This is a genomic window from Rhodococcus sp. 06-470-2 (assembly GCF_002258235.1).
In the GTDB taxonomy this organism is placed as follows: domain Bacteria; phylum Actinomycetota; class Actinomycetes; order Mycobacteriales; family Mycobacteriaceae; genus Rhodococcoides.
In genome coordinates this window covers 25,392-51,453 of sequence record NZ_NOYB01000034.1, presented here as the reverse complement: position 1 = coordinate 51,453, position 26,062 = coordinate 25,392, and the positions used below count along the sequence as shown (strand labels likewise).

Sequence of the window (26,062 nt, the reverse complement as noted above, 5' to 3'; positions counted from 1 at the left end):
CACAAGCGGATGGCTGATACATCGAATGCATTCACCAAAATAATTTCGGCACTGACATTCATCGACACACTGTTGAGTTCTCAAAGAACACGCACACACTCTCACCCCACGAACACACAGTCCGTCGGCCTCGAGGGCAACTGTTCCAGCGTATCCCAGCTTGGTCTCGGACACAAGGCCCGACTCTTGGGGGACACAACCTGCCGAGCCACACGTCCAACCTCGTTCACCCAGTCCGTGAAGACCGGGTCGGTGTCCGTCGCTCTGACTCGATAAAAGTTACGCCACCAACCACACCAACGCAAATCGCCTGCTCAGCGGCAGTCTCGCGCGACTCGAGCCCCATTTCGGCATTACCGGGACCACTTCTCGTCGACTCAGCTCAGCAGTGCATCACGTGCGAACCTGCGCGACCAGCTCGGTGAGTCCGACACCCCTTGACGGAAGTAGAACTGCGGACCGTGGGCACCGATGAGATCGAGAAAGCTCACCGTGGCCTGCGCCGCGAACTGGGCATCGAAGACACCGGAATCCTCACTTGCCCAACCTAATTCGGCGACAGTCTCGATCAGCATCTTGTTTCGATGCGTCGCAGATGCCGATGCGGCGAGGGAGATCAGGAACAGAGTCGCTGCGTCGGTCTCGTACGTCTCCTTGCCCAGCGGAAGTCGAGACGCCGCATGTCGCCACATCCCTACCGGGTCGTGAGCCAACGCTGCACCGAGCTTGGTGCGCAGCAACCTGCCCTTCGATGTGCGGGTCAACCCGAGGTGTCGCGCCGCCTCGCGCAGATCGGTCACCTGATGATGATCGATCTCGCGATTGCTCGGCCCGACCCAGCCCAAGCCCCAGTCGAGCTCCTCGCGAATCGCCACGACGAGTGCAGGCTTGAGGTAGCCGGCACCGGTCAGGTCGGCTCCGGCGTCGCCGATTCTGCCCAGAAACCACGTCAACTTGGCCATCGCAATTTCGGCGACGGGTAGATCGATCGAGCTCTCGATGGTGAGTTCGCACCGCGGAAGCAACGCCATCAGTGACGGCACCTCCGTAGGACGCACTCGATCGAACAGTTTTCCGATGGCCGGAGCCGCGGCCACCGCTTCGGCAAGGACCGAACGCCCCACGTCGAACGAGTGCAGCACAGTGTTGACTGCATCGGCGTCGAACAGAGCCGGGTCGAAGGCCGCGCCCCACCGCGCCAGCACGCCTGCGTGTTCGGGATCGGACGGGTCGGCGGCGATCTCCAAAGCCTGTGCATAGCGCGCTGGCCCGCCTGATTCCTCGGGTGGGCATGCACGCGCCCCGTCGAGGCAGACGGATCGGAGGTCGTCGATATCGGAATCGATCTGCTCCAGAACTATCGTGTGCGTCCATCCGTCACCCAAGTCGTACTCGTACGTCATGGTGGAACCCGGTGCAGTGAGCACGTCGTCGATCCGCACTCGCTCCTCGCTCGACGACTCGTCGTCCGGTTCGTCGTCGAGCGACTCCTCCATCTCGAAGCGACGCGTGGCACCGGCGGTCCTGACGCTGAACGCATGCAGATGCCGGTCCTCCCAACCGAGAGCCCTCTGCAGCACCGAGTGCAGCTCGGACAACAGCAGGTCCGAGCGCACCCGCACCCGGCGCCAGATCTGCGGACGGGTGTGATCCACGGTCACCCGAAGCACCAAGTTCACCAGGCCCCGCCGCGTGGCCTCTGTCGCCTCGCCATCGGCCGGTTCGTCGGCGTCGGACAAGTTCGGCACCACCGACAGATGCCGGACGCGACCGGTTCTCATCGACATGGAATCGACCCTAGTCGGACCCGCGCGTCGGACACAGGGGCTCGCGTTCTTCTACGTACCAGTGGTCAAACCATCGTTGATCGCGGAGACGTCGAACGCCAACGCATCGAGCTGCGATGCCAACGTCGTCACCGTCAACTGCACCAAGTACTGAGTTTCGACGCCCACCACCACGTATCGCGTCGTCACGGCCGCTTCGAGTTGCTGCGCGACGTACGTACCCCGAATGAATCGCGACGGCCAGCCGAGCCACGACGCCGCGCTCGCCTCGCGCTCCACCCAGCCGGGCATTGCACGTCCGTCGCCGAAACCCAATGCCATCAACGCTTCCGGGTCGATCGTGCGCGACAACGCACCGACCAGAAGCACCGCGTTGGGCGCGAATCCGTTCTCCACCAGGTTCGGTTCCACGATCACCTGAGTCGCCCCGGGAAGTTGTGCGGGATCGAGCGTCTGCCATCCCGCAGGAATCGGCACGGTGATGCCGATCTCGGCCGCCGCGGCACCGTCGAGCGGCGAGACGCGCAACGCATGTGCGTTCAGGTACTCGGCGATCGTGGTGGGCTCGGAGGATTCCGTCGACAGGGCGTCGTTCACAGCAGGGCCTTTCGTGGTGGACTATTCACCGACACGCCAGAGGCTACCCGCGCCGGTCCGCTCGTCCGTAGATCCTAGAGGCAGTGACCGGCGGGGAGCTGAGCGCTGCGCGACTCCAACCGTCCACCGGCCACGTCGAGCCGACTGTTCCGTCGGTGAACGAAGCCGAATTCGGTTGCGCCGCAACCGCTACGTCACCCGAACCCGGAGAGCTCACCGGTGTGCGTCCGCCGACGGTGGGGGCCGGCTTCTCATACGGCAACGCAGGGTGCAGACCGCGCGTCACAGTTTCGCCCTGCGTGCGGTGAGTTCCTCGAGATAGCGCGCAACCGCGTCGTCGTCGTTGGATTCGAGGACTCGATCGACAACGGATCGTACGGGCTCAGCAGCATTCGACGGGCACAACGCCGTGCCCGCCCAGGTCAGCATCGGCAGATCGTTGCGCGCATCCCCCACCGCCGCAACCGAACCCGAAGATATCCCCCACCGCTCGCACAATTCCTGCAGCGCACTGGCCTTCGAGACTCCCGCTGCGGACATCTCGATGTACGGAGCACCGGAATGAGTCAACTCGACCCCGTCCACTCCCACAGCGGCGACGAGCTCGTACAACTCCTCGCTCGTCGTATCACTGTGCCGAGCAACGATTTTGACCGTCGGCTCGACGTCGGCCGACAAACCGTGCTCCGACAACTCCATCTCGTGCGGCTGCCGGTGGTGATCGGCGAACACGCACAGCTCGGCGTACCGAGCCTCGGCCACGAATCGTGTGGCACCCACGGTCGCAAAGGCCACGCCGGGAACGAGCGAGCGCACGACCGACTTGGCAGAGGCCACCGTCTCGGGCGGTACCGATCTGGTGCCGACGATGGCCGGGAAACCGTCGGCCAGGTCGAGGACGACAGCACCGTTGGCACCGATCGCGGTCCCGCGAAATCCGCAGGACGCCGCGAGTTCGTCGATGGAGTGGCGTGCCCGAGCCGTGGCCCACACCACCCTGATTCCGGCTGCGTCTGCGGCAGCCATCGCAGCGGCCGTTCGCGCGGACACGGTCCGGTCCGAACGCAACAGGGTGCCGTCGAGATCGGTGGCGACAACGACGACCTCTTCGGTTCTCTTCACCCCACCGATCCTGCCAGGTGTCGATCGCTCAGCCGGCGACCAATGTCAGAACGGAGATCTCACTGGGCGCGAACACCCGGAAAGGCGGACCCCAGAATCCCGATCCGCGGCTGGTGTAGAGCTGAGTTCGCGCGCCGTGTCTGCTCAGACCGTGCACCACCGGCTGGTCGAGCCGAACCAGCGCCGAGAACGGCCAGATCTGACCGCCGTGTGTATGACCGGAGACCTGCAGGTCGACGCCGGCGTCGACAGCGTCACCGATCTGCTTCGGCTGGTGAGCCAGCAACAGCACGGGCATCGAAGGATCGGTTCCGGCAAGTGCGCGAGCAAGATCGGCGCCGTGGCCGGGCGCACCCGACCCTGCAGCGGTGGCGTCGTCGACGCCCGCGATGATCAGCGCGTCTTCACCGCGATGGAGCACCACATGGCGATTGTGCAACGAGTTCCATCCGAGGTCCTCCATGTGATCGAGCCACTCCTGCGCCTCACCGAAGTACTCGTGATTGCCGGTGACGTAGACGCGCGCCGCACTAGCGAGCATCGACTCCAACGGCGCGGCCTGCGTTCGACGCCGATCGACCGAGCCGTCGGCGATATCGCCGACGTGGGCCAATACGTCCGGCTCGAGCGCATTGACGGCGTCGGTCAATCGATGCGACCACGTCGTGCGATCGAGCGGGCCGAAATGGGTGTCGGTCACGAGAACCACTCGCAGACCGTCGAATCGCGCCCCGAGCCGATCGATCCTGACGGTCGTGTGTCGCACGCGGGGAGTTCGCATCGCCTCGTAATGACCCCACAGCGCGAGGGCGACCACGACCACCACGGTTGTCACCGACACGATCCGCGAGCGAAGTGGGTCGTCGACCCCACCCGTCCACAGTGCGAGCCGCAGCAGCAGCGAGAGTGCCGCCCACACGAACGCGATCCAGACCGAGCCCAACAACACGTCTCCGATACGCGCCCACGCGTCCTTGGAGGACCCTTCTGCGCTCGGCCGGTGGCCCATGTACATCGCTGCAGGCAACGCCACGAATACAGCGAGTGCAACCGCAGAGCCGGCCAACTGCGCGGCCAGCGGCCACTGCGCGCCGGCGAATACGACGGTCCAGGTCGGCAGCGTGACAAGCGCAGCGCAGACGACGAAGACGACAGTAGGCACAACGATCCGCCGAGTGCGCGGCGACCGATCCGGTGAGACCGACTGCTCCGGTTGCTGCATCTGTCGATCTGTCATCGGCGTCGAACCCTTTTCACTCGTACGTGCGCGCAGCCCGAGGACCAAGACTACGTCGCCCTCACGGCTTCGGTGCGGGCGCTGAGCCTGTCGGCAGGAAACGCCGAACTACGGCCGACGACGGGTGGTGTATCCGCGAAGTCCGTTGAGCGGCAACTCGTGTTCTGCGATGCCCTCGTCCTCGGGTGCCTCGAGGCCCCCGCTCGGCTCGCCGTCGGCATCCGGTGCTCCCGCTGAATCACCCGCTGCCTCGGCAGGATCGGGTCCGTCGAGATCGGGAGCCTCGCCCCTCGCCCCGGCCTCGTCCTCTGCGACCGCCTCGTGCTGTGCGACCGCCTCGTCGGCTTCCACGATCCGGTCCGTTGCCGCTGTCGTGCTGTTCGCGGTTTCGTCGGGCTCGGTGGTCGGGCCGCTGCTCACCTCGACATCGCGCACCCGCGCGGACGCATCGATCTCCGCATCCTTTGCGGGTGTGGATCCGTTGGTCATGGCCGAACGACTCGGTGCCGAGGACTCGATCGGCCGAGCCGAGCGAGTGGAGCCGTTGGAACGACCGCCACCGTTGGCGGCGGACGCGCCGTTCGTCATTCCCGACCCATTCGTCGTTCCCGACCCGTTGGTCATACCGGAGCCGTTCGTCGTTCCCTGCCCGTTGGTCATACCCGAGCCGTTGGTCATACCCGAGCCGTTGTTCGATCCCGACCCGTTCGTGGGGCCCGAGCCGTTCTCGACTCCCGCCCCGTTGGCGGTTCCCGAACCGTTGGTGGTCGTCGGTGCGGATCCTTCGCGGTCGGCTCGTCGCGCATCCGATGCGGCCGGGTCCTCGGCGGGGATGTCGATCCGGGGCATGGTCCACAAGGACAGCACCGACTCGTGGCGCGCGGGTGAGTCGGCGTACGTGGACGTCTCGAACACACCGGAATCGTCGAACTGCGAGGACTCGAGTGGGACCGGAGTCCAAGCTCCGTCCGAGCTCTCCAGACCTTCCACCACAACGCTGTTGGGCTTGATTCCCAATCGGGCCAGCGTGGTCCAGAGGCTTTCCAACGCCGCGTCGCGGTCCAGGTAGTACTCGGATTCACGCACCCGCCAGAACGTCCAACCGCATCGCTTGAGTTCCTGTTCACGCTGCAGATCTGCCAACCGCTGCGCGGGGGTGGACAGGAACGTGTCACCGTCGCATTCGACGGCGAGACGCGAGGAGTCGCCGGTCACGACCAGGGCCAGGCGTCTGTTGTTGACCTCGACACCAGGATTGACGTGAAAACCTCGCTCGACGAGATCGTTCCACAACTGCTGCTCGAGCAGCGTCTCGAACGGCGCCTTCCGGACCTCACGCGAAACATCGACCGGCATGGGATCGGCCGGAGCGGGCGAGACGGAGGTGACGTAACTCAGCAACGAGTTGCGCAGGTCCGCTCGCTTGAGACGGTCGACGGTCACCGAATGGAAGAGCCACAGCTGATCCTGTGCCCGCGACGCCGCAACGTTGAACCGCCGCTTGTACTGATTGGCGGTGAGGGTGGCGAAATTCTGATCGGGTGCCACCACCATCGACAGGAACACGACGTTGCGTTCGTCGCCCTGAAAGTCCGGCGGCGTACCGACACGAAGCCGACGCTGCTCCCACTGTTCGATGCCGATCCGCTTGATCAACTCGTTGCGGATCTCGTCGACCTGCGATTGGCCTTGCAGCACAACCACTCCGAAGGTCAAGTTGTCGTAAGCGGAGTCCTCGAGGCACTCGGCGATCTGGTCGGCGATCGCGATGGCCTCGGTACGGTTGACCAGTGAGGCATTCTTTCCCGTCACCGTAGCTCCGCGAACGTACGTGTGCCGCAACGGCGGTAGCCGATCGGCACCGAACTGGCGCACGGGAACGAGCGGGGAGTCTCCGTAGAACTGCTGACTCGACCAGTTGATGATCTCGGGCATGGAGCGGAAGTGCTCACGCAACCGCACCACCTGACCGAACCTGGTACGGAGCATGGAGAACAGGCTCGACCTCGGAGTCAGCGTCGCACGCACGTGTTCGGGTAGATCGGGCAGATAGACGTCCAGGCGATCGAACACGTCCTCGAGTGTGCCGGCCTGCGGGACGTCCGCCGGCGCGCACTGCCGGTCGTCGCCCACCACGATCACACGGGGTGCGAGGTACAGCAGGAAGAGACTGGTGATGTCGGCCTGAGACGCCTCGTCGACGATGACGACGTCGAAACTGCCCGGCACCGGCGGAATCGAGGCCAGCACCTGGGACAGCGGCATGACCCAGGCGGGGACCGCACTCTGCGCCTCGCGCATCGCCGATCGTGCTGCACTGCGGTAGGTTTCGGCGTACTTACCGGCTCCGGAGCCGATGCTGGAGATGTGCTCTCGATAAGTCTGCAGCGCGCGCACCTCGACGGCGGTCATTCGTTGGAGGCTGTTACGCCAGGCACTGGCCGCTGCGAGACGTGTTGTGAGATAGGCGATGTCCGTATCGGCGGCCGCGAGCTCCGCTTCCAGCTGCTGCTCGAGTCCACCGTGGTGCTGCTCACCGACCCACTCGCGTGCCCGACGCCACGCCCAGGCCTTCGACATCTGCCAGCTCAGCTCGTCCCATTCGACATCGCCCGCGGTGTCCTCGACCAGGTCGAACAATGCGGGTGCGACCTCGGACAACGACGCCGACATCGATTCGAGCAGAAGCTGATCCTCCTGCTCGGAACACGCCTGCGAATAGGCCGCAACGGCGGCAGCCAATTCCAACGGGTCCGCAGTGCTCAACGCACTCACCAGATTCGACCCCTCGGGCGAGGGCCCGGCATCGATGCGCGTCGCGACCGCGAACTGCAGGGCGTCGAGCTCGGCGCGTGCGGCATCGATATCGATGCGCGTGGCGATGGCGTCGGCGGCCCCGGCGATTTCCTGAGCTTCGGCCAGGCTCCGAATCCACGGTGCCGCAGGCGAAATGGTGTACAGCCGTTGCACCAGGGCGTCACGGGCAGCGACGACGGCAGACACCAGGCCGAGCCGGTCGGCGATCCGCGCCACGTTGTTGACGCGAATCGAACGTGTGCCGTCGAGCGGAACGATGATCGCGAGGTCGGCCAGCAGCACCGCTGCGGTCTGCACGGTCTCGAGTGCACGAATGTGTTCGGCAACCAGTCGCGCGGCCATGGCCGTCGTCGCGGGTTGGCCGTCGACGGTGGCGACGATGTCGAGAGCCTCGACGGCCTTCTGCTCCTCGCTGCGACGGAACCGGGGCTTCCACTCGATACCGGACTCCAGCGCGCTGGCGAACGCATCCATCGCCGACAGTGCCGCAGGCGAGCTCGACGAGCACTGCACATCGTGGGCACCGACGTAGCGATCGGACGCAGCTGCCGTCTCGACCATCGCGTCGATTCCGCTGACCCGAGACCACAGGTGAGCGGCCTCGCCGGACAGAACGGAATCGGTCAACCGTGGGTAGGAGCCGTCGAGTTCGACGACCGCTCGCACTCGGGCGGCGAGCTCCTCGCACAGTTGCCTGATCTCCGCGGACACGGCGGGTTCGACGCCGTCGAGCAACGCCACGAGATCCGCGGCCTTGGGCGAGAGAGTGTCGATCTGCGCACCTGCACGCTGGCAGAGCGAGGCGAGTTCGGCCGAATTCGGCAGCATGGTCTCCGGACGCGGCAGTACCTGTCGCGAGCGAAGTTCGCGAGAGCCGTCGGAGCCGGCAATGAGTTTGCGAAGCTGATCGACCTGGGCACCGTCGAGGGGTGGCCGATCGGCCAGCAGCGGGCCGGGTAGCCACTCGTGGGCACCTTCGGCCGCTTTGACCTTGCGCACGATGGACGACACGGTGCCGTCGTAACCATCGGAAACATACTCGTGCACAACGGTTTCGGATTCACGGAGCGCGCTGACCCGATCGAGCAGCTCGGCCCGGCGGGCCAGGGCCGCTGCGCGCTGCGTCGTCAGCGCCTCGATCTTCTGCACCTCGCTGGCTTCGTCGAACGAGGTCTTGCGCTCGGCGATCTTCGCGACGCTGCGATTGAGCTCGTCCGAACCACCGCGGGAGAGGTCGGTGATGGACACACAGAGCTCCTGCAGCTCCGGCGGGAGCTTGTCCCGCAGCACACGCAAAGCTTGTGACTTTTCACTAGTGACCAGAACCCGCTGTCCGCGCGCCAACAGCCCGGACATGAGGTTGGCGATCGTGTGGGTCTTGCCCGTTCCTGGCGGCCCCTCGACCACGACGCCGCTGTCGCGCCCCAGCCGTTCGATGATCTGCGACTGCTCGGCGTTGGCCGGCAGCGGAAACAGCGGGTCCTCCGCCAGTGTCGCCGACTCCCCCGCCCCCGTGCGTTCGAGCCACGCCATCCGATCTGCCGGCTCGATGGCATCGACCAGTTGCGCGAGCCCCAGCGGTACCGGCGAGTCGGCGAACTCGAGGTCGGCGATCATCTGCTCGTAGTACTCGACCAGCGCGAACGAGTCTCGAACGCGGAGAACGAGGGCAGGTGAGACGGTCAGCGTGCGGTCGTCGTCGATGTAGGCGAGAGCCCCGGGCGGCCCGAGACGATCGAGCACCTCGATTTCGTGGCGTGGCACCCGCGTCGCCCAGTTCCGCAAGAACTGTGCGACACCGTCCCCGATGGGCGAGCTGACGGTGTCGCGCAGTTCTCGCGCCAGCGCGACGGAGCCGGAGGTGTCGAAATCGTCCGAACCGGTCAGCAGCTGGCCGTCCTCGAGCCGCGGGGTGGTACTCGCGGCGAGGCGAACCAGCAGGTCACCGGTGCGTACGTCCCGTTCTATGCTGGCCGATTGTGTGATCAGGTGAGTGCGCACGCTGCGCTGCGGATCGGTGTTGCTCGACGTCAACAGGCCGGATGCCACTACGAGCTCGATCGACTCCGGTCGCGACGCTAGCTCCTGCATCATCAGCTGCAGTGCCTGGTACAGAGCGGCCTGCGGTCGCCGATCCCGATCCTCCTGCGCCCATTCCTTCCACGCTTCGGAGTACTCCTCGAAGGCCTGCTTGATCTCGTAGGCCTTGCGGATGTCGAAGTCGGCGTCGGACTCCTGCGCTTCCTCTCGACGGCGTGACGTCACCGAGGATGCGTCGGCCAGCTCGAGCTCGCGGTAGCGGCTGTCTGCGACGACCTGAGGATCGAGCCAGCCCGACAGCAGCGCAGGCGGCTCGGGCGGCTCGTCGACCGCGATGCGAGGTGCACGGAGCACCACACCACCCTGCTTGGCTCGGGGGTCGAGCTGCATGGGAACGTCCCCGGCGTGGACCCACTCGATCTGCATGTGGTCGTCGAAACGCAGCACCGGGTTCGAGCGCGCCTCGACGATTTCGCGAAGGAAGCGCAGCAGGCGTTGCACCCTGCTCTTGAGCTCGTCGTCGTGTTCACGACCGGTAGCAGCTGCAGCCGTCACAGTTTCCCCACAAATACTCGAATGGTCGTCCGTTTCAGGGACGGTGTTTGCACACCCGGGCCAGACTAGCCGTTGAAAACAAGTTGTTCATCGCGTCCCGAGAACACAAAATATGTTCTAGTGCTGGGTCACAAAGACCCACTTCGGTCGCTGGATCCCCCACAGCGAACCGACCCGCCCGCCCTGACCACGGGTTCTCACCCCGTCGACCACGACAGGAGCCGAATGCGCAAGCTGGTCTACTACATCGCGGTCACCCTCGACGGGTTCATCGCCGCACCGGACGGTGGCTACGACAGTTTCGTGGCCGAAGGCGATCACCTCGATGCCATCGTGGCCGAGCTGCCCGAGACGTTACCCGTGCACGTGCGGGCCCTGTTCGGCCTGGACGGTCCGCCCACTCGGTTCGACACCCTGGTCATGGGCCGCGAGACGCTGCAACCGGCGCTGGACGCCGGGATCGCCAGCCCCTATCCCCACCTGCGCCAGTACGTTCTCTCTCGCACCCTCGCCCGGTCGGACGACCCGACCCTCACCGTGGTGAACGACGATCCGATCGGACTCGTCAGGAGCCTCAAAGCCGAGGAGTCGGAGTTCGACGTCTGGATCTGCGGCGGGGGAAACCTCGCCGGTCAACTGCTGCCCGAGATCGACGAGCTGTTCCTCAAGGTCAATCCCGTCGTACTCGGGCGGGGAATCGGCCTGTTCTCGCCCGGGACGGGTGCCGATCCGTTCCCCGCTCAGCGGTTCGAGCACCTCGAATCGCGCCAGTTCGACAGCGGAGTGAGATTCACCCGGTTCATCCGACCGGAAGCTCGCGGGGAATGACGTATAAAGACTGAATGCCTGCCGCGCCGGAGTCCGACCGCGAGCTGCCGAATCGGGAGCTGCCGATCACCCCGCGCGGGCTGCGAACTCGATCCTCGCTCGTGGCGGCTGCGCGCCGAGTTTTCGAGGACAGTGGGTACCTGGACTCCCGGCTCATCGACATCACCCGCGCCGCTCGGTGCTCGGCCGGCACCTTCTACACCTACTTCACCAGCAAGGAAGAGATCCTGGCCGCCGTGCTCGAGCAGGCACGAGACGACATGTTGCATCCCGGTACCGAGCGAGTGGACCCGCACGACGATCCGGTGGCAGTGATCGCTGCGAGCAACCGCGCCTATTTCGAGGCCTACCAGCGCAACGCGAAGCTGATGGCGCTGCTCGAGCAGGTATCGAACATCGATCCCGAGTTCCGCCGCCTCCGCCGCGAACGCGCCGATGCCTTCGTCAGGCGCAACGCCCGAAGCATCGAGAGTCTGCAGAGCCGCGGTCTGGCCGACGCGGAACTCGATCCTCTGCTGGCCTCCCGCGCACTGTCCTCGATGATCAGTCGGCTGGCCTTCAACCACTTCGTGGTCGACGCCGTCGACGGCCGTCCGCCCGAGGACTCCGAGGCCCTGCTCGCAACGGCCACGAGGCTGTGGGTCAACGCGCTGCGACTGCCGCGGGTGAGCGAGGGCGACAGGTGAGGGAGACCGCACTCGGCGACGCGCGAACCAACTCGAGCCGATCGGCTCGAGTTGTACCCACCGGTAATGTACTCGCCGGTAGCAACGCGAGTGGTCGAATGGCGAATTACGCCACGCGCCAACGCTACTCGCGAGTACGTTTGCGAGGTGAACAAAACTCGACAGCGAGTTCGTGACCAAAGTGGTTGCCACAGAATATGTTTCACTTGTTGGTGATCAATCACACTCACGCCGAACGCTGTTGGCGGTGCACAAGGCCTCGTTACCGTTAGAATGAGCCGATCGGAGTGCCGCATGACGAACGAGAAAATGGCATGCCCGGCACCAATCCACGTTCCATCGAGCGCACCGACGCGGTGCGCCCACACCGAGCGAAGAGAGATACGTTGTTCAAGCGGATTGCAGTAGTCAACCGAGGCGAGGCAGCAGTACGCCTGATCCGAGCCGTCCGAGAGCTCAACGCCGAACACGATTACGGCATCCGCACCGTAGCGCTGCACACCGAGGCGGAGAAGCGCGCGATGTTCGTCCGCCAGGCCGACGAAGCGGTCACGCTGCGCAAGCCCGCGACAGGATCGGCCTACCTCGACTACGGCGTCCTCGAGGCCGCGCTGGTCGAGTCCGGTGCCGACGCGGTGTGGGTCGGCTGGGGCTTCGTCGCCGAGGACCCGACGTTCGCGGACCTCGTCGCCCGCCTGAACATCACCTTCATCGGCCCGTCGGCCGACGCGATGCGTCTGCTCGGCGACAAGGTCGAGGCGAAGATCCTCGCCGAGAAGGTCGGCGTCCCCGTCGCACCGTGGTCCGGCGGCCCCGTCGAGACTCGCGCCGACGCCAGGCGTCACGCAGCGGCGATCGGCTACCCGCTGATCATCAAGGCCCGCTCGGGCGGCGGTGGCCGCGGTATCCGCAAGGTTTTCCACGAGGACGAACTCGAACTCTCTCTCGAACGTACCCAGGGTGAGGCCGAGCGCTCGTTCGGCGACCCCGTCGTCTTCCTCGAACGGCTCGTCACCGACGCCCGGCACGTCGAGGTTCAGGTCATCGCCGACAGCCACGGCAACGTCTGGGCCCCGGGCGTGCGCGACTGCTCCATCCAGCGCCGCAACCAGAAAGTCATCGAGGAATCCAGCTCACCGCTGCTCACCAAGGAGCAGGCCGACCAGCTGCGCACCGCCTCGGCCGAGCTCGTCAAGGCCGCCGGCTACCAGGGCGCAGGCACCGTCGAATACCTGTACCAGCCCGAGCAGAAGATCTTCACCTTCCTCGAGGTCAACACCCGCCTGCAGGTCGAGCACCCCATCACCGAATACACCACCGGCATCGACCTGGTGAAGCTGCAGATCCTCGTCGCCGACGGCCAGGCACTGCCCGGCGAATGCCCGCCCGAATTCGGCCACGCCGTCGAGGCTCGCCTGAACGCCGAGGACGCCGACAACGGCTTCGCACCGGCTCCCGGCACGGTCGAGCTGCTCAAGTTCCCCCTCGGCACCGGCATCCGCGTCGACACCGGCATCGCCCAGGGCGACGTCATCCCGCCCGACTACGACTCGATGGTCGCCAAGGTCATCGCCTGGGGCCGCGACCGCAGCGAAGCCTTGGCGAGGTTGCGCAATGCACTGCGTGAGACCACCGTCGTCATCGACGGCGGCACCACCACCAAGTCCTTCCTGCTGAGCCTGCTCGACCGCGAGGAAGTCATCTCCGCCTCCGCCGACACCGGCTGGCTCGACCGCACCGAAGCCGGCTCCCAGGTGGGCCCGACGGCCGTTGCCGACATTGCCATCGTCGCCGCCGCCATCGACGCCTACGACGCCGAGGAAGGCCGCGAACGCACCGCGTTCCTGAACTCCGCACGCGGCGGTCGGCCGCGCGCCACCCACGCCATCGGCCGCACCGTCGAATTGAACTACCAGGGGCAGGCCTACAAGCTCGAGGTAGGCCAGACCGGGACGCACCGATACAGCATCGACGGTGACGGCATCGGCGAGCTTCAGGTCGACGTCGAACGCCTCGGCAAGTACGAGAGCCGTCTGGTCATCGGCGACCGCCGCTACCAGGTGGTCACCGTCGCCGGAGCCGCACACTTCCTCGTCGAGGTCGACGGCATCAGCCACCAGATCTCGCAGGACGAGGCCGGGTTGGTCCGCGCACCGGCTCCCGCCGTCGTCGTCGCCGTCCCGGTCGCCGTCGGCGACGAGGTCGAAGCGGGACAGACCCTGGTCGTCCTCGAATCGATGAAGATGGAAACCGCCGTCCGGTCTCCCTACGCGGGCACAGTGCGAGAGGTACTGGCCTCGGTCAACGGACAGGTCGACGCCGGAGCGGCACTGCTTCGCGTGGATCAGGCCGGAGAGCAGAAGGTGTCCGAGCAGGCACCGCGCGTGCAGTTCCGCGGTGTCGACGACGCCGAGCAGCGCTCGCCGCAGCGTCGCGCTCTGGACCGACTCGACGAACTGGCCGCCCTCATCACCGGCTTCGACGTCAGCGGAGCACGCGCTCGAAACCTGTTGTCCACCTATGAGACTCTGCGTGCGGATGTACCGCGCAACGACGCAGGGCTGGTCTCCGCCGAGCTGGCTCTGCTGGGCACGTTCGCCGATATCTGCGAACTCTCCCGAAACCGGCCGACGATGGACGAGGAGAGCACCGACGAACGCGTCCACTCCCCCCGTGAGCACTTCCACTCGTTCCTGCACTCGCTGGACGCGGACGTTCAGGGGCTTCCGGATTCGTTCCGCGCCAAGCTCACTCGCGCCCTCGCGCACTACGACGCCGCCATCGACGAGGGACGCACCCCCGAACTCGAAGAGGCCGTCTACCGCGTCTTCCTGGCCCTGCAGCGCATGGAGAACCAGGTTCCGGTCATCGCGGCCCTGCTCGGCCACTGGCTCAGCGACTGCTCGACGCAGCCCGAGGCCACCCCGGCCATGGCCGAGGTACTCGAGCGCCTCATCGGTGCCACCCAGGCCCGCTACCCCGTCATCGGCGACGTCGCCCGCAACCTGCGCTTCCGGCTGTTCGACGAGCCACAGATCCGCAGTGCACGCGAGAAGGTCTACGACGGCGTCCGTGGCAGCCTGCAGTACCTGGCCGAGAACCCCGACGCGGCCGACTACTCCGCCCGCATCGCAGCTCTCGTCGCCACCCCGGAACCGCTGATCGAGCTTCTGGCACAACGGATCACCGATCCCGGTGCCCTGCTCGAAGTGATCACTCGCCAGTACTACGAAATCCGCACACTCGAAGACGTCAAGGCCTTCGACCGCGACGGCAAGCACTTCGTCACCGGCAACTTCGAGCTCTCGGGCGAACGGCTGCACCTGGTGTCCACCGCCACCGACTTCGATTCGCTCGCAGCAACTCTGGACTCGGTCGACGATATCGCCGGGCCGTCCCCGGAGAACCTGGCCGTTGACCTCTACGTGTCGTGGCCGGACGCGCCGACCGACGGCGACGAACTCTCGGCCCAGCTCCAAGCCGTGCTGGCCGCGCACCCCGGCACCGGCCACTGGCGCCGCGTCACGGTGACCGCCTTCGGTTCCACAGCTCGAAAGATGACCTACCGCCGAACGGCGGCCGAGGGGTCCGAGCCGCTCGTGGAAGACACGATCATCCGGGACATGCACCCGCTGACCGGTCAGCGACTGGACCTGTGGCGACTGAAGAACTTCGACGGAGTTCGCCTGCCCGCCAGCGCAGGAACTTACCTGTTCCACCTGACGTCGAAGGCCAACCCCTCCGACGAGCGACTGGTCGCCCTGGCCGAGATCCGCGGCGTCACAACACAGTTGGACGATGCAGGCAACATCGTCGCGGTACCGGAGATCGAGCGGACCGTGGCGGCCTGCCTCGACGGCATCCGCCGCGCTCAGGCCGGACGCGGCAAGAAGCGCCTCGACGCCAACCGCGTCGTGCTCTACGTCTGGCCGGTACTCAACGTTCCCGCCGACCGCATCGCCACCATCGCCAGGCACATCGCGCCGCTGACGATCGGCGCGGGCCTCGAGGAGATCACCCTCATCGCTCGTCTGGCCGAAACACCGGGAGCGACGCCACGCGAGGTCGCCTTGCGCCTGTCGTACCGTTCCGGCGCGGGAATCGTCGCGAAGATAACTCCGCCGCCGACCGAGCCGATGCGTCCCCTCGACGAGTACACCCAGAAGGTTCAGCGGTCGCAGGCCCGCGGCACCGTGTACCCGTACGAGCTGATTCCGTTGCTCAGCAGCAACGGCGGCACGTTCACCGAGTACGACTTCGACGCCGACGGCGTGCTCGCTCCCGTCGATCGCCCCTACGGTCGCAACTCCGCAGGCGTCATCGTCGGTGTCGCGACCACCCCGACCGCCAAGTACCCCGAGGGCATCACCCGCGTCGCGCTGTTCGGTGACCCGACCAAGGCCCTGGGCACCGTTGCCGAGGCCGAGTGCTCGCGAATCGTCGCGGCCATCGACCTCGCCGAACAACTCGGCGCGCCCGTCGAATGGTTCGCATTGTCCTCCGGTGCAACGATTTCCATGGAATCGGGCACCGAGAACATGGACTGGGTCTCGCGCGGACTGCGTCGCATCATCACCTTCACCCAGGCCGGCGGTGAGATCAACATCGTGGTCGCAGGCATCAACGTCGGCGCGCAGCCGTACTGGAACGCCGAAGCCACCATGCTCACCCACACCAAGGGCATCCTGGTGATGACCCCCGACAGTGCGATGGTGCTCACCGGAAAGCAGTCCCTGGACTACTCCGGCGGCGTCTCGGCCGAGGACAACTTCGGTATCGGCGGTTACGACCGCGTCATGGGCCCCAACGGCCAGGCGCAGTACTGGGCACCGAACCTGCGGGCCGCGTGCGACATCCTGTTTGCGCACTACGATCACGCGTACGCCGCTCCGGGAGAACGCTTCCCGCGCCGGGCAGCCACCGCGGACCCGACCGAGCGCGACGTGCGCACCTACCCGCACGTGCACCCGTCGAGCGACTTCACCACCGTCGGCGACATCTTCTCCTCGGTCACCAACCCCGACCGCAAGAAGCCGTTCGACATTCGCACCGTGATGCGCGCCGTGGTGGACCAGGACCACTCGGTACTCGAGCGTTGGGCCGACATGGCCGACGCCGACACTTCCGTGGTGTTCGACGCCCACCTCGCCGGAATCCCGGTGTCCGTCATCGGTATCGAATCGCGGGCCATCCCCCGCAAGGGCTGGTTCCCGTCCGACGGCCCCGATCAGTGGACCTCGGGTACCTTGTTCCCGAACTCGTCGAAGAAGACCGCTCGCGCCATCAACGCCGCCAGCGGAAGCCGGCCTATCGTGGTGCTGGCCAACCTCTCCGGCTTCGACGGATCACCGGAATCGCTACGCAACATCCAGCTCGAATACGGTGCCGAGATCGGCCGCGCCATCGTCAACTTCGATGGACCGGTCGTGTTCTGTGTCGTCTCGCGCTACCACGGCGGCGCGTTCGTGGTGTTCTCCGGAGCGCTCAACGACAACATGGAGGTCCTCGCGGTGGAGGGCTCCTTCGCCTCCGTGCTCGGTGGTGCCCCCGCCGCAGCAGTGGTGTTCACCCGCGACGTCAACGCCCGCACCGCAGCGGATCCGACCGTCAAGGAACTCGAGACACGACTGAACACCGCCGAGGACGACGCCACCCGCTCGGCCCTGCGCGTCGAGTTGGCCACCGTGCGAGCGAACGCCCGCAACGCCAAACTGGGTGAAGTGGCAGCCGAATTCGAGGCCATCCACAACATCCAGCGTGCACAGAACGTCGGATCGGTGCACCACATCGTCCCCGCCGCCGAACTGCGCCCGCAGCTGGTCGCCGCCATCGAACGCGGAATGGCGCGGTCGTTGGCGAAGTAGGGCTCGAGCTCCACGCAAACGCGCGCGCGTTTGCTGGATGCTCGCGGAACGGTTACCTGTTCCGCGAGCGTCTGGCGAATGCGCGCGCGTTTGTCGGTTCGGGGGGGTTCGGCGGAGGGTTTGGCTCAGGGCACGCGTTACCAGTAGGTCACGTCTGTGGCGACGACACCGGTGCACTGTCCGGTGAAGATGGTTACCGCGCAGGCCTCCCAGAGCCGCGACAGCATCTCGAAACCACCCAAGACTCCGCTCGCGCTACCGGTGCTCGCACTTCCGGTATCGGCCACCGCGACTGCCGGCGACGCGATGGCGATGACTGCGGCTCCCAGCACAACAGCAAGACGACGCTTCACGCTGTTCTCCTCTTCGATTTCGTCGGACATGTTTCGCTCGACACGCTAACCTCGCGTCCCAATTGTCACAATCGTCCGAACGAACGATGGCCGGCCGTCAGGGCTCGAGGGTTCGGGCACTGACGAAGCGCCTGGGCTCGCCGGTGAGCGGGTCCGTGAAATTCAGAGCCCGGGCCAGAAGTTGCAACGGCCGGGTGAAGTCATCGGCCGGGATAGAAGAGAACACCGGATAGTACGGGTCGTTCACGATGGGAATTCCCAACGACGACAGGTGGATTCGCAACTGATGGGTCTTACCCGTCTTCGGGAAGAGTCGATAGCGGGCGGCTGTACCGAACGTGTCGACCAGGTCGATCAGGGTCTCACTGTTCGGCTCTCCCGACTCCTCGTATGCCGTCATGACCCCGTGTTCTTTGAGGATTCGACTCCGGACGACGCGTGGAAACTCCAGCGCTGCATCGAATCCCGCAACCGCCTCGTATTCCTTGGTGACATTGCGGGAGGAGAAGAGTTCCTGATACGGCCGTCGGGCATGCTTGGTCTTGGTGAAGAGCAACACCCCGGCGGTGGCGCGATCGAGTCGGTGCGCAGGCGTCAGGTCGGGGCAGTCGAACTGCCTGCGCAGTCGTACCGTCGCTGTTTCGGTGACGTGTCGGCCACGCGGGATGGTGGCGAGGAAGTGAGGTTTGTCGACAACCAATAGATCGCCGTCCTCGTGCAGGATGCCGATCTCGAACGGAACCGGAACCTCCTGCGCCGGAATGCGATAGAAGTACACCTGACTGCCTGCGCGGTACCGCGTGTCGACGGAGATGGGCCTGCTCTTCTCGTCCACCACTTCGGCGTCGAGCATGGCCCGTCGCCAGTCGTCCTCGGGCATCTCCCGTTCGAGATACTCCACGATGGTGGTAGCCGAATCACCATGAGGCAACAGCAGTCTCAGCGGAGCGAGACCGTCCCGGAAGGGCAGCATCTCTCTACGCGCAGTCGAGACAGATCAACCGCAGACCACGGCCGGCGTCGCCGTCGAAATCCTGATAGCGGGACGTCGGATTGCCGCAGGCACTGCAACGGCCGATGACGGCGGTGTGGTCGGAGAAGTTCTGCGCCATCCGCTTGTCGAAGACGAACAGCGAACCCTCCCACAGCGCGTCGTCACCGAAAGTCTCTGCGTAGCGGACGATTCCGCCGTCGAGCTGATAGACCTCCTCGAACCCGCGCGCGACCATCAACGACGAGAGCACCTCGCACCGCACTCCCCCCGTGCAGTACGTGACCACCGGAGACTTCTTCAGGTGGTCGTAGGCACCGGAATCGAGCTGGGAGACGAAATCCCGAGTCGTATCGACGTCGGGCACCACCGCGTTCTTGAACTTTCCGATCTCGGCTTCGAAGGCGTTGCGGCCGTCGAAGAAGACGACGTCGTCGCCGCGAGAATCGACGAGCTCGTGCACCTGCTCCGGGCTCAGATGGGTGCCGCCGCCGACCACGCCGTCGGCGTCGACCTTCAGTTCCCCGGGGGCTCCGAAGGTGACGATCTCGCCCCGCACCCGCACGCTCAGTCTCGGGAAATCGTTTCCGAGCCCATCGGACCACTTGATGTCGGCCGACTTGAACGCCGGATAGCTGCGGGTGCCACGGACGTACCGTTTGACGTCGTCGACGTCGCCGCCGACCGTCGCGTTGATGCCGTGTTCTGAGATCAGGATGCGTCCGGCCAGGTTGTTGGACGCGGCCAGCGCCTGCTGCCACAGCCGGATCGCCTCGGGATCGGGCAGCGGAGTGAAGACGTAGAACAGGACGATTTTCGGTACAGCCACGCCGTCCAGTATGGCGCGTCGTCACGCAGGCGGTGCCGCCGCCCGGACGCGCTGGGTGCCCGAGTCCACGGTGAAGCCCGCTCCCCAGTACACGCCGGTCTGCGGATCCTCCTTGGCGGTGAGGAACCAGTGGTCCATCCGAGCCGCAGTCTTGGTGACCTCGAAAACGCCGAACCCGTGGCTGTCGAGGTCCACGAACTTCACGTGCTGGTTGAGTGCCTTGAATGCTTCCTCGGCGACCCGGCCCAGCGTGTGCGGCGGAGTACGCGTCAGGTCGTCGATGTTGGCCGAGCTCACCGAGGTGACGACGAGTTCGGTCGCAGCGGGTTCCGTCGTTGCGTAGCGCGCCGCATCGAGCGGCACCTCGCAGGCCCACGCCGAATGGATGTCGCCGGTGATGAAGACGGTGTTGTCGACGCCAGCGTCGACGATGGCACCGAGCAGCTTGCGCCGGTCGGCGGTGTACCCGTCCCACGGATCGGCGTTGTACGGCAGGCCGCCCTCCGGGATTCCGAGCAGCGAGGTGACGGCCCTGGCCGCATCTCGATCGAGCGGCGGGATGAGGGTGGGCGTGATCATCACCGGATTGCCGACGATCTTCCACTGCGTCGGCGACGAGACGATCCCGTCGGTGAGCCACTGCATCTGCTCGGCACCGGTGATGGTCCGGTTCGGCGAATCGACCTCGGGACCGTTGAACGGCAACACCTGCTGCGAACGGTAGGTCCGCAGGTCCAGCATCGAGAGTTCGAGCAAGTTGCCGAACCGGAGCCTGCGGTACAGGTGACGGTTGGTCGCGGTGCCTGCCGCGCGCACCGGCATCCACTCGTAGTAGGCCTGCTCCGAATTGGCCTTGCGCGTGTACCAATCGCCCTCGGTGGCCGGCGTGTGGTTCTCGGCGCCGCCGTCGTACGCGTCGTTGGCCGACTCGTGGTCGTCCCACGTGCAGATCCACGGGACGTCGACGTGCGCGGCCTGCAGATCGGGATCGGACTTGTACTGGCCGTGTCGCTGACGGTAATCGGCGAGCGTGACGATCTCGTGGGTGGGCGAATGCTGCCGAACGACACCGTCGCGCCCCGGGAAGCCGCCCGTCTCGTACTCGTAGATGTAGTCGCCGAGGTGCACGATGGCGTCCAAGTCCGTCCTGGCGGCCAGATGCCGGTAGGCACCGAAGTAGCCCGACTCCCAGTTGGAGCACGAGACGACGCCGAAGCGCATTGCATCTATGTCGGCGTCGTTGGCCGGAGCGGTGTGCGTGGTCCCGACGGCCGATGCCGCGTCGCTCGTCCGGAAGTCGTAGAAGTACGTGGTGTCTGCACTGAGCCCGTCGACGTCGACCTTGACGGTGTGGTCGGTCTCGGGGCCGGTCGAGACGGTCCCAGATGAGACGACGTCGCTCATGTCCGCACTGCGGGCGATCCGCCACGTCACCGATACCTGCGGTCCGACGCCGGAGCCAGGGGTGGCGTCGGGCGTGGGAGTGACGCGGGTCCAGAGGACGATCGCGTCGGGCAACGGATCTCCCGATGCGACCCCGTGCAGGAAGCCGCGGTCGCTGCCCTGTGCGTGTGCGGTCGCAGGCAGTGTCGTGGCGACTCCGGCCACCGCGACGGCCACCGACGACGAGCGAAGAAACGTCCTTCTGGAAAGCGCAGACTCAGCGTGCATCGGGTCAGTCCATGCGATGGATGGTCGGTGGTCAAGTAAGGCGCGCCTGGGTCGGCGACAGTGTTCATCCTCCGGCCATGTGTCGGACGCGGGTTTGCCGCACAGACGGTGGGAGAACACTGGGGTCATGGACGCTCTGTGGTTGTTCGGTGATCAGCTCGGCCCCCACTTTCACTCGGTGGACGAGCATGCCGATCGGGATGTGCTGATGATCGAGTCCCTGCGCGTGTTCCGGCGTCGGCGATACCACCGGCAGAAGCTGCATCTCGTGTTGTCGGGTATGCGTCATCTGGCCGACGAGTTGGGCGACCGGGTCACCTACCTACAGACCGAGACGTATCGCGAAGGGTTGGCCGAGTACGGCAAGCCCGTGGTGGTGTTCGAGCCCACCTCGCACGCGGCGGAAAAGTTCGTCGCCGCGTTGCACGAGGAAGGCCTGGTCTCGGAGATTCTCCCGACACCGATGTTCGCGCTCCCCCGCGCAGAGTTCGCCGACTGGGCGGCCGAGCGTGGGACATTCCGGATGGAGACGTTCTACCGGGAGCAGCGCAAAAGATTCGATGTCCTGATGGACGGTGCCGACCCGGTCTCGGGCAAGTGGAACCTCGACGCCGAGAATCAGTCGCCACCGCCGAAGGGACGCCTGACCCTGGGCGTGGAGGAACCGTGGTGGCCGACCGAGGACGCCATCGACGAGCAGGTGCGCGCCGACCTCGACGAGTGGGACCTCGACACCGTCGGAGTGGACGGACCTCGTGTGTTCGCGGTGACCGCGGCCGAGGCGTCGGACGCGTTGGCGCACTTCGTGAACTACCGCTTGGACGACTTCGGCAAGTACGAGGACGCGGTGATGGCCGACGACTGGACGATGTCGCACTCACTGCTCTCGGTCCCACTGAACCTCGGCCTGCTGCAACCGCTGGACGTGGCGCATGCCGCCGAGGACGCCCACCGCGACGGCACCCCACTGGCGAGCGTGGAGGGCTTCGTTCGACAGATCCTCGGCTGGCGCGAATACGTGTGGCACCTGTACTGGCATCTGGGGCCGGAGTACCTCGAGCGCAACAAGCTCGAAGCGCATGAGCCACTGCCGGATTGGCTGCTCGAGTTGGACGGCGACGCTGTGGTCGCGAAATGCCTGTCGTCGACGGTGGACGGCGTGCGCGACCGCGGCTGGGTGCACCACATTCCCCGACTGATGATCCTGGGAAACTTTGCGCTGCAACATGCTTGGGATCCGCGAGCGTTGACCGACTGGTTCGCAACGGCTTTTGTCGACGGGTTCGCCTGGGTGATGCCGGTGAACGTGATCGGCATGAGTCAACACGCGGACGGCGGCGTGATCGCCACCAAGCCCTACGCCTCGGGCGGGGCATACCTGAACCGCATGACCGACTACTGCAAGCCCTGCGAATTCAACCCGAAGAAGCGACTGGGCGACGATGCGTGCCCATTCACCGCCGGCTACTGGGCCTTCGTCCACCGGCACCGTGAGATGTTGGCACTCAATCACCGCACGGCGCGGCAGGTGTCGTCGATGAACCGACTGAGCGACCTGGAGCAGGTATTGGAACAAGAACGACAGCGCGAGGTGTACTGACACACCTCGGTAAGTTGTGCACAGCTGGACCCTGTCGAGGTCTCCGTTGATATCGACTGCGCAACGTGCACCACTTTTGCTGAGCCGCTGCCATGGGAGCCGGGCCCAGTTCGAGGCTCCTGTCGCAGCCGTTCCTTCACCCAGGTCGTCGCGCGTTTAGGACGCGCTGGATCCGCATATCGGGCAGACGAATCGAAGGATCGACGACACGCAAAATGGGCGTGGCCATGGACGAAAGACTGACCTGCATATCGCGCGCATCGCGCACGGCACGGAAGTCGATCCCACACGTCTCTGCGGACGCACACCGCCGCACCATGGCCGTCTCATGCGATTGCCGAGTGCCTCCGGACGTCTACCACGATGCACCGACAGGTTTTGGACAACGAATCCTTATGCTGGGCAACAGTTTTCGATTCAATCATGGTTGCCAGTCGAACGCACGTTCGATACACTTCATGGCATGACCACCGCGATCTGGCAACTGAGCGAGGCAGAACTCCTCGCCGAGTCTGCTGCGGTCTCCCACCAGATCCAGCTGCTCGAAGCCCGGCGCATCGCTCTCGTCGCCGAGATCGACACCCGCGTGAGCCGGGAGAAGCTCGGTTTCCCCGGCCCCGCCGGCTGGCTGACATCCACCACCCTGCTCACCCCCAGCAAAGCCAACAAGATCGTCGCCCTCGCCCGCGGACTGAAGAACTTCCCCGACATCGCCGAGGCCATCGACACCGGCAGCATCACCGTCGACCACGCCGCCTTGATCCTTACCTTCGCCGAAACCCCACCCAAGAACCTCCCCCCAGCCGGGCAGGACATGGCCAGGAAGGCGATGATCACCGCCGCCACCGGACCCGAAGCACGCACCGACCGGATCCGCGAAGCCATCACCAACCTCAACGACAGATTCGGCGGCAAAAAGCCACCTCCCGAGGACACCGACCGCAACGAACTCTTCGCCTCCAAGACCTTGAACGGGCGGCTGGTACTCAAAGGAGACTTCGATGCGATCACCGGCGAGAAGCTGCTCACCGCACTCTCCCCGTTGACCGAACCCCGCCCCGCCGCCGACGGCACCCAAGACGATCGCAGCCCCGCGAGGCGCAGAGCCGACGCCTTCGGACACATCCTCGACCAATACCTCGCCTCGAGTGATCGCCCCATCGAAGGCGGTGAACGCCCGCACCTGAACCTGCACATCAGCCTGCGCGATCTCACCGACCTCCGCGACAGTGCTGACGTCGATGACATAGCCGACGACGAGAACACCCGCGCTGCAGACGAATCCGATGACGACGGCCACCCTGCCACGGATCGCGGCGCGTACCGGGACCTGTTCGGCGACGGCACCACCGTCGGGTGGCTCCCCTGGATGGGACCACTGTCCCGCAACACCTCCCGGCAACTCGCCTGCGACTGCCTGCTCACCGCCATCGTCATGGACGAGAACGGCTCACCGATCAACCTCGCCCGCACCGCACGCACCGTCACCGCCAAACAGAAGAAGGCGCTCATCGCCCGAGACCACACCTGCGCCTTCCCCGGCTGCGGCAAACCCGCCGCCTGGACAGAAGCGCACCACATCCGGCACTGGGCCGACGGCGGACCCACCGACATGAACAACCTCGTTCTACTCTGCGGATTCCACCACCGACTCCTCCACCACAGTGACTGGGAAGTGTTCATCGGCGTCGACAACCACCCCTGGTTCGTACCACCCGCCACCGTCGACCCCTACCGACAACCCAGACCATCCCACGCCCGAGCAGGCCCCCACATCGCCTGACCCTGCCCACACCCCTCCACATACCAATCCAGCCCCGCACCGAGAACACGGCGCGGGGCTGGAAGAGACTGCTCGACAGGCTGATTCGGTCGAACCATGGATCAGACACCGCGGTCGTGTCACATCACCTCGAGCAGGTGTTGGAACAGGAACGACAGCGCGCGGTCTACTGGCTAGTTCGCGTCGAGCTTCGCGACAGCCTCGTCGATCATCGGCACGTATCGCTCGAGTGCCCACGGCACCGTCAACGGATTGATGATGGACGACCCGGTGACGAAGGACTGATCCGTCGGCGCAACGACCGACCCGCGGGAAACAGCCGGAATCTGCTTGTACGCAGGCTGATTCTCGGTGTCGCTACGGTTCTGCGGATCCGAGTAGAACGTGAAGATCAGGTCGGAATCGTTCAGCAGATTCGCATTCTCCAAGCCGATGACCGACGAGTCGGTGCCCTCGGTCTCGTCGAGCGTGTTCACCACCGGGTCGACCTGCAACCCGAGACCGCGCACCATCGCGACGCGCTGCTCGTCGGCGAGGAACACTCCGAGCGTCCCGGGGCCGGTGTTGTAGATGTACGAAAAGCTCACGTCCGAATACTCGGGGTGCTGGGCGGCGGCGTCGGCGAAGCGCGCCTTGATCTTGTCGACCTCCTCCGCTGCCTTCTGTTCCTCACCCATCGCCTTGCCGATCACGGTGATCTGATCTTCCCAGGTGATCGTCCACGGCTGCTCCTCGTAGGCGACCACCGGAGCGAAGGCACTGAGCTTGTCGAACTGGTCCTGGGTGATGCCGGACCACGGAGCCAGAACGAGATCCGGCTCCAGGGCGGCAATGGCCTCGATGTTCAGTTCGGTTCCGCCGGTGAATTGTTCGGGAAGCTCGGCCCCCAATTCGGTGACCGCGTCGTGTACCCACGGCAGGTAACCGGTGTCGTCGGCACCCCACGAATACTCCTCGACGCCGACCGGGACGGTACCCAGCGCGATCGCCGTCTCCGCCGAACCCTGACCGAGAGTCACAATGCGCTCCGGCTTCTCGGTGATGACCGCCTGCCCCAGTGCCGAATCGATGGTGACGGCCGCGAAATCACCGCCTCCCGACTGCTCGGGCCCGGCAGTGTCGGAAGACGAGCACGCACCGACCACCAGGGCCGACACAGCGAGTGCAGACAGCAGGGACACACGGCGGGCAGTCCGACGACCGGCCGACGAAGCAGAGAACATGGTTACCCTTTCGACAAGCAAAGAAGCATTGAAGTAAGAGTAGGCTAACCTTCAATCAGGATTCAAATGCGCTGCGCAG

General features: G+C 65.5%; 15 protein-coding genes. 5 read left to right on the top strand and 10 right to left on the bottom strand.

Annotated features, from left to right (window positions below; translation table 11 throughout):
• Positions 1–377: 377 nt before the first annotated feature.
• The 5 genes from CH276_RS19010 to CH276_RS18990 all read right to left on the bottom strand — a co-directional run bounded on the left by CH276_RS19010 (position 378) and on the right by CH276_RS18990 (position 10,101).
• Positions 378–1,787 (bottom strand): plasmid pRiA4b ORF-3 family protein, encoded by a 1,410-nt coding sequence (locus CH276_RS19010; protein WP_094631619.1) that lies wholly within the window; start codon positions 1,785–1,787, stop codon positions 378–380.
• Positions 1,788–1,838: 51 nt separating this feature from the next.
• A complete protein-coding gene (locus tag CH276_RS19005; RefSeq protein WP_094631618.1) occupies positions 1,839–2,384 on the bottom strand; it encodes an LpqN/LpqT family lipoprotein in 546 nt (181 codons plus the stop codon).
• 282 nt (positions 2,385–2,666) lie between these two features.
• Positions 2,667–3,506 (bottom strand): HAD family hydrolase, encoded by an 840-nt coding sequence (locus CH276_RS19000; RefSeq protein WP_094631617.1) that lies wholly within the window; start codon positions 3,504–3,506, stop codon positions 2,667–2,669.
• A 28-nt stretch (positions 3,507–3,534) separates the two neighbouring features.
• Complete coding sequence (locus CH276_RS18995) at positions 3,535–4,743, bottom strand: metallophosphoesterase (protein WP_094631616.1); 1,209 nt, start codon at positions 4,741–4,743, stop codon at positions 3,535–3,537.
• A gap of 108 nt (positions 4,744–4,851) precedes the next feature.
• A complete protein-coding gene (locus CH276_RS18990; RefSeq protein WP_441344236.1) occupies positions 4,852–10,101 on the bottom strand; it encodes an AAA domain-containing protein in 5,250 nt (1,749 codons plus the stop codon).
• 279 nt (positions 10,102–10,380) lie between these two features.
• On the opposite strand from CH276_RS18990, the gene CH276_RS18985 reads away from it, so the two are divergent.
• From CH276_RS18985 to CH276_RS18975, 3 genes are all read left to right on the top strand, one after another.
• Positions 10,381–10,983 carry a dihydrofolate reductase family protein gene (locus CH276_RS18985; protein ID WP_032396526.1) on the top strand — a complete coding sequence of 201 codons (603 nt, stop codon included), beginning with the start codon at positions 10,381–10,383 and terminating at the stop codon, positions 10,981–10,983.
• 14 nt (positions 10,984–10,997) lie between these two features.
• A complete protein-coding gene (locus CH276_RS18980) occupies positions 10,998–11,669 on the top strand; it encodes a TetR/AcrR family transcriptional regulator (protein ID WP_094631614.1) in 672 nt (223 codons plus the stop codon).
• Positions 11,670–12,055: 386 nt separating this feature from the next.
• Positions 12,056–17,533 (top strand): ATP-binding protein, encoded by a 5,478-nt coding sequence (locus tag CH276_RS18975; protein WP_094631623.1) that lies wholly within the window; start codon positions 12,056–12,058, stop codon positions 17,531–17,533.
• Positions 17,534–17,670: 137 nt separating this feature from the next.
• Here the strand turns inward: CH276_RS18975 and CH276_RS18970 are convergent, their stop codons facing one another.
• From CH276_RS18970 to CH276_RS18955, 4 genes are all read right to left on the bottom strand, one after another.
• Complete coding sequence (locus CH276_RS18970; protein ID WP_032396524.1) at positions 17,671–17,916, bottom strand: hypothetical protein; 246 nt, start codon at positions 17,914–17,916, stop codon at positions 17,671–17,673.
• A gap of 67 nt (positions 17,917–17,983) precedes the next feature.
• Positions 17,984–18,859, bottom strand: coding sequence for a pseudouridine synthase (locus CH276_RS18965; protein WP_094631613.1), 876 nt, complete (start codon positions 18,857–18,859; stop codon positions 17,984–17,986).
• 4 nt (positions 18,860–18,863) lie between these two features.
• A complete protein-coding gene (gene trhO, locus CH276_RS18960; RefSeq protein ID WP_094631612.1) occupies positions 18,864–19,706 on the bottom strand; it encodes an oxygen-dependent tRNA uridine(34) hydroxylase TrhO in 843 nt (280 codons plus the stop codon).
• A 21-nt stretch (positions 19,707–19,727) separates the two neighbouring features.
• A complete protein-coding gene (locus CH276_RS18955) occupies positions 19,728–21,377 on the bottom strand; it encodes an alkaline phosphatase D family protein (RefSeq protein ID WP_094631611.1) in 1,650 nt (549 codons plus the stop codon).
• Between the two features lie 127 nt (positions 21,378–21,504).
• Between CH276_RS18955 and CH276_RS18950 the strand changes: the two genes are divergently transcribed.
• Both CH276_RS18950 and CH276_RS18945 read left to right on the top strand, forming a co-directional pair.
• Positions 21,505–22,977: a cryptochrome/photolyase family protein gene (locus tag CH276_RS18950; RefSeq protein ID WP_094631610.1), complete on the top strand. Its 1,473-nt coding sequence runs from the start codon at positions 21,505–21,507 to the stop codon at positions 22,975–22,977.
• Between the two features lie 463 nt (positions 22,978–23,440).
• Positions 23,441–24,760: an HNH endonuclease signature motif containing protein gene (locus CH276_RS18945; RefSeq protein WP_094631609.1), complete on the top strand. Its 1,320-nt coding sequence runs from the start codon at positions 23,441–23,443 to the stop codon at positions 24,758–24,760.
• A 173-nt stretch (positions 24,761–24,933) separates the two neighbouring features.
• Here the strand turns inward: CH276_RS18945 and CH276_RS18940 are convergent, their stop codons facing one another.
• On the bottom strand, positions 24,934–25,983 hold the full coding sequence (locus CH276_RS18940) for an iron-siderophore ABC transporter substrate-binding protein (RefSeq protein ID WP_094631608.1): 1,050 nt from the start codon (positions 25,981–25,983) through the stop codon (positions 24,934–24,936).
• Between the last annotated feature and the right edge of the window lie 79 nt (positions 25,984–26,062).

Coding starts and splice junctions, on each gene's coding strand:
- CH276_RS18955 (WP_094631611.1), bottom strand. CDS start 21,377: ATGCACGCTGAGTCTGCGCTTTCCAGAAGGACGTTTCTTCGCTCGTCG.
- CH276_RS19010 (WP_094631619.1), bottom strand. CDS start 1,787: ATGTCGATGAGAACCGGTCGCGTCCGGCATCTGTCGGTGGTGCCGAAC.
- CH276_RS18970 (WP_032396524.1), bottom strand. CDS start 17,916: ATGTCCGACGAAATCGAAGAGGAGAACAGCGTGAAGCGTCGTCTTGCT.
- CH276_RS18985 (WP_032396526.1), top strand. CDS start 10,381: ATGCGCAAGCTGGTCTACTACATCGCGGTCACCCTCGACGGGTTCATC.
- CH276_RS18965 (WP_094631613.1), bottom strand. CDS start 18,859: ATGCTGCCCTTCCGGGACGGTCTCGCTCCGCTGAGACTGCTGTTGCCT.
- CH276_RS18940 (WP_094631608.1), bottom strand. CDS start 25,983: ATGTTCTCTGCTTCGTCGGCCGGTCGTCGGACTGCCCGCCGTGTGTCC.
- CH276_RS18950 (WP_094631610.1), top strand. CDS start 21,505: ATGGACGCTCTGTGGTTGTTCGGTGATCAGCTCGGCCCCCACTTTCAC.
- CH276_RS18980 (WP_094631614.1), top strand. CDS start 10,998: ATGCCTGCCGCGCCGGAGTCCGACCGCGAGCTGCCGAATCGGGAGCTG.
- CH276_RS18945 (WP_094631609.1), top strand. CDS start 23,441: ATGACCACCGCGATCTGGCAACTGAGCGAGGCAGAACTCCTCGCCGAG.
- CH276_RS18995 (WP_094631616.1), bottom strand. CDS start 4,743: ATGACAGATCGACAGATGCAGCAACCGGAGCAGTCGGTCTCACCGGAT.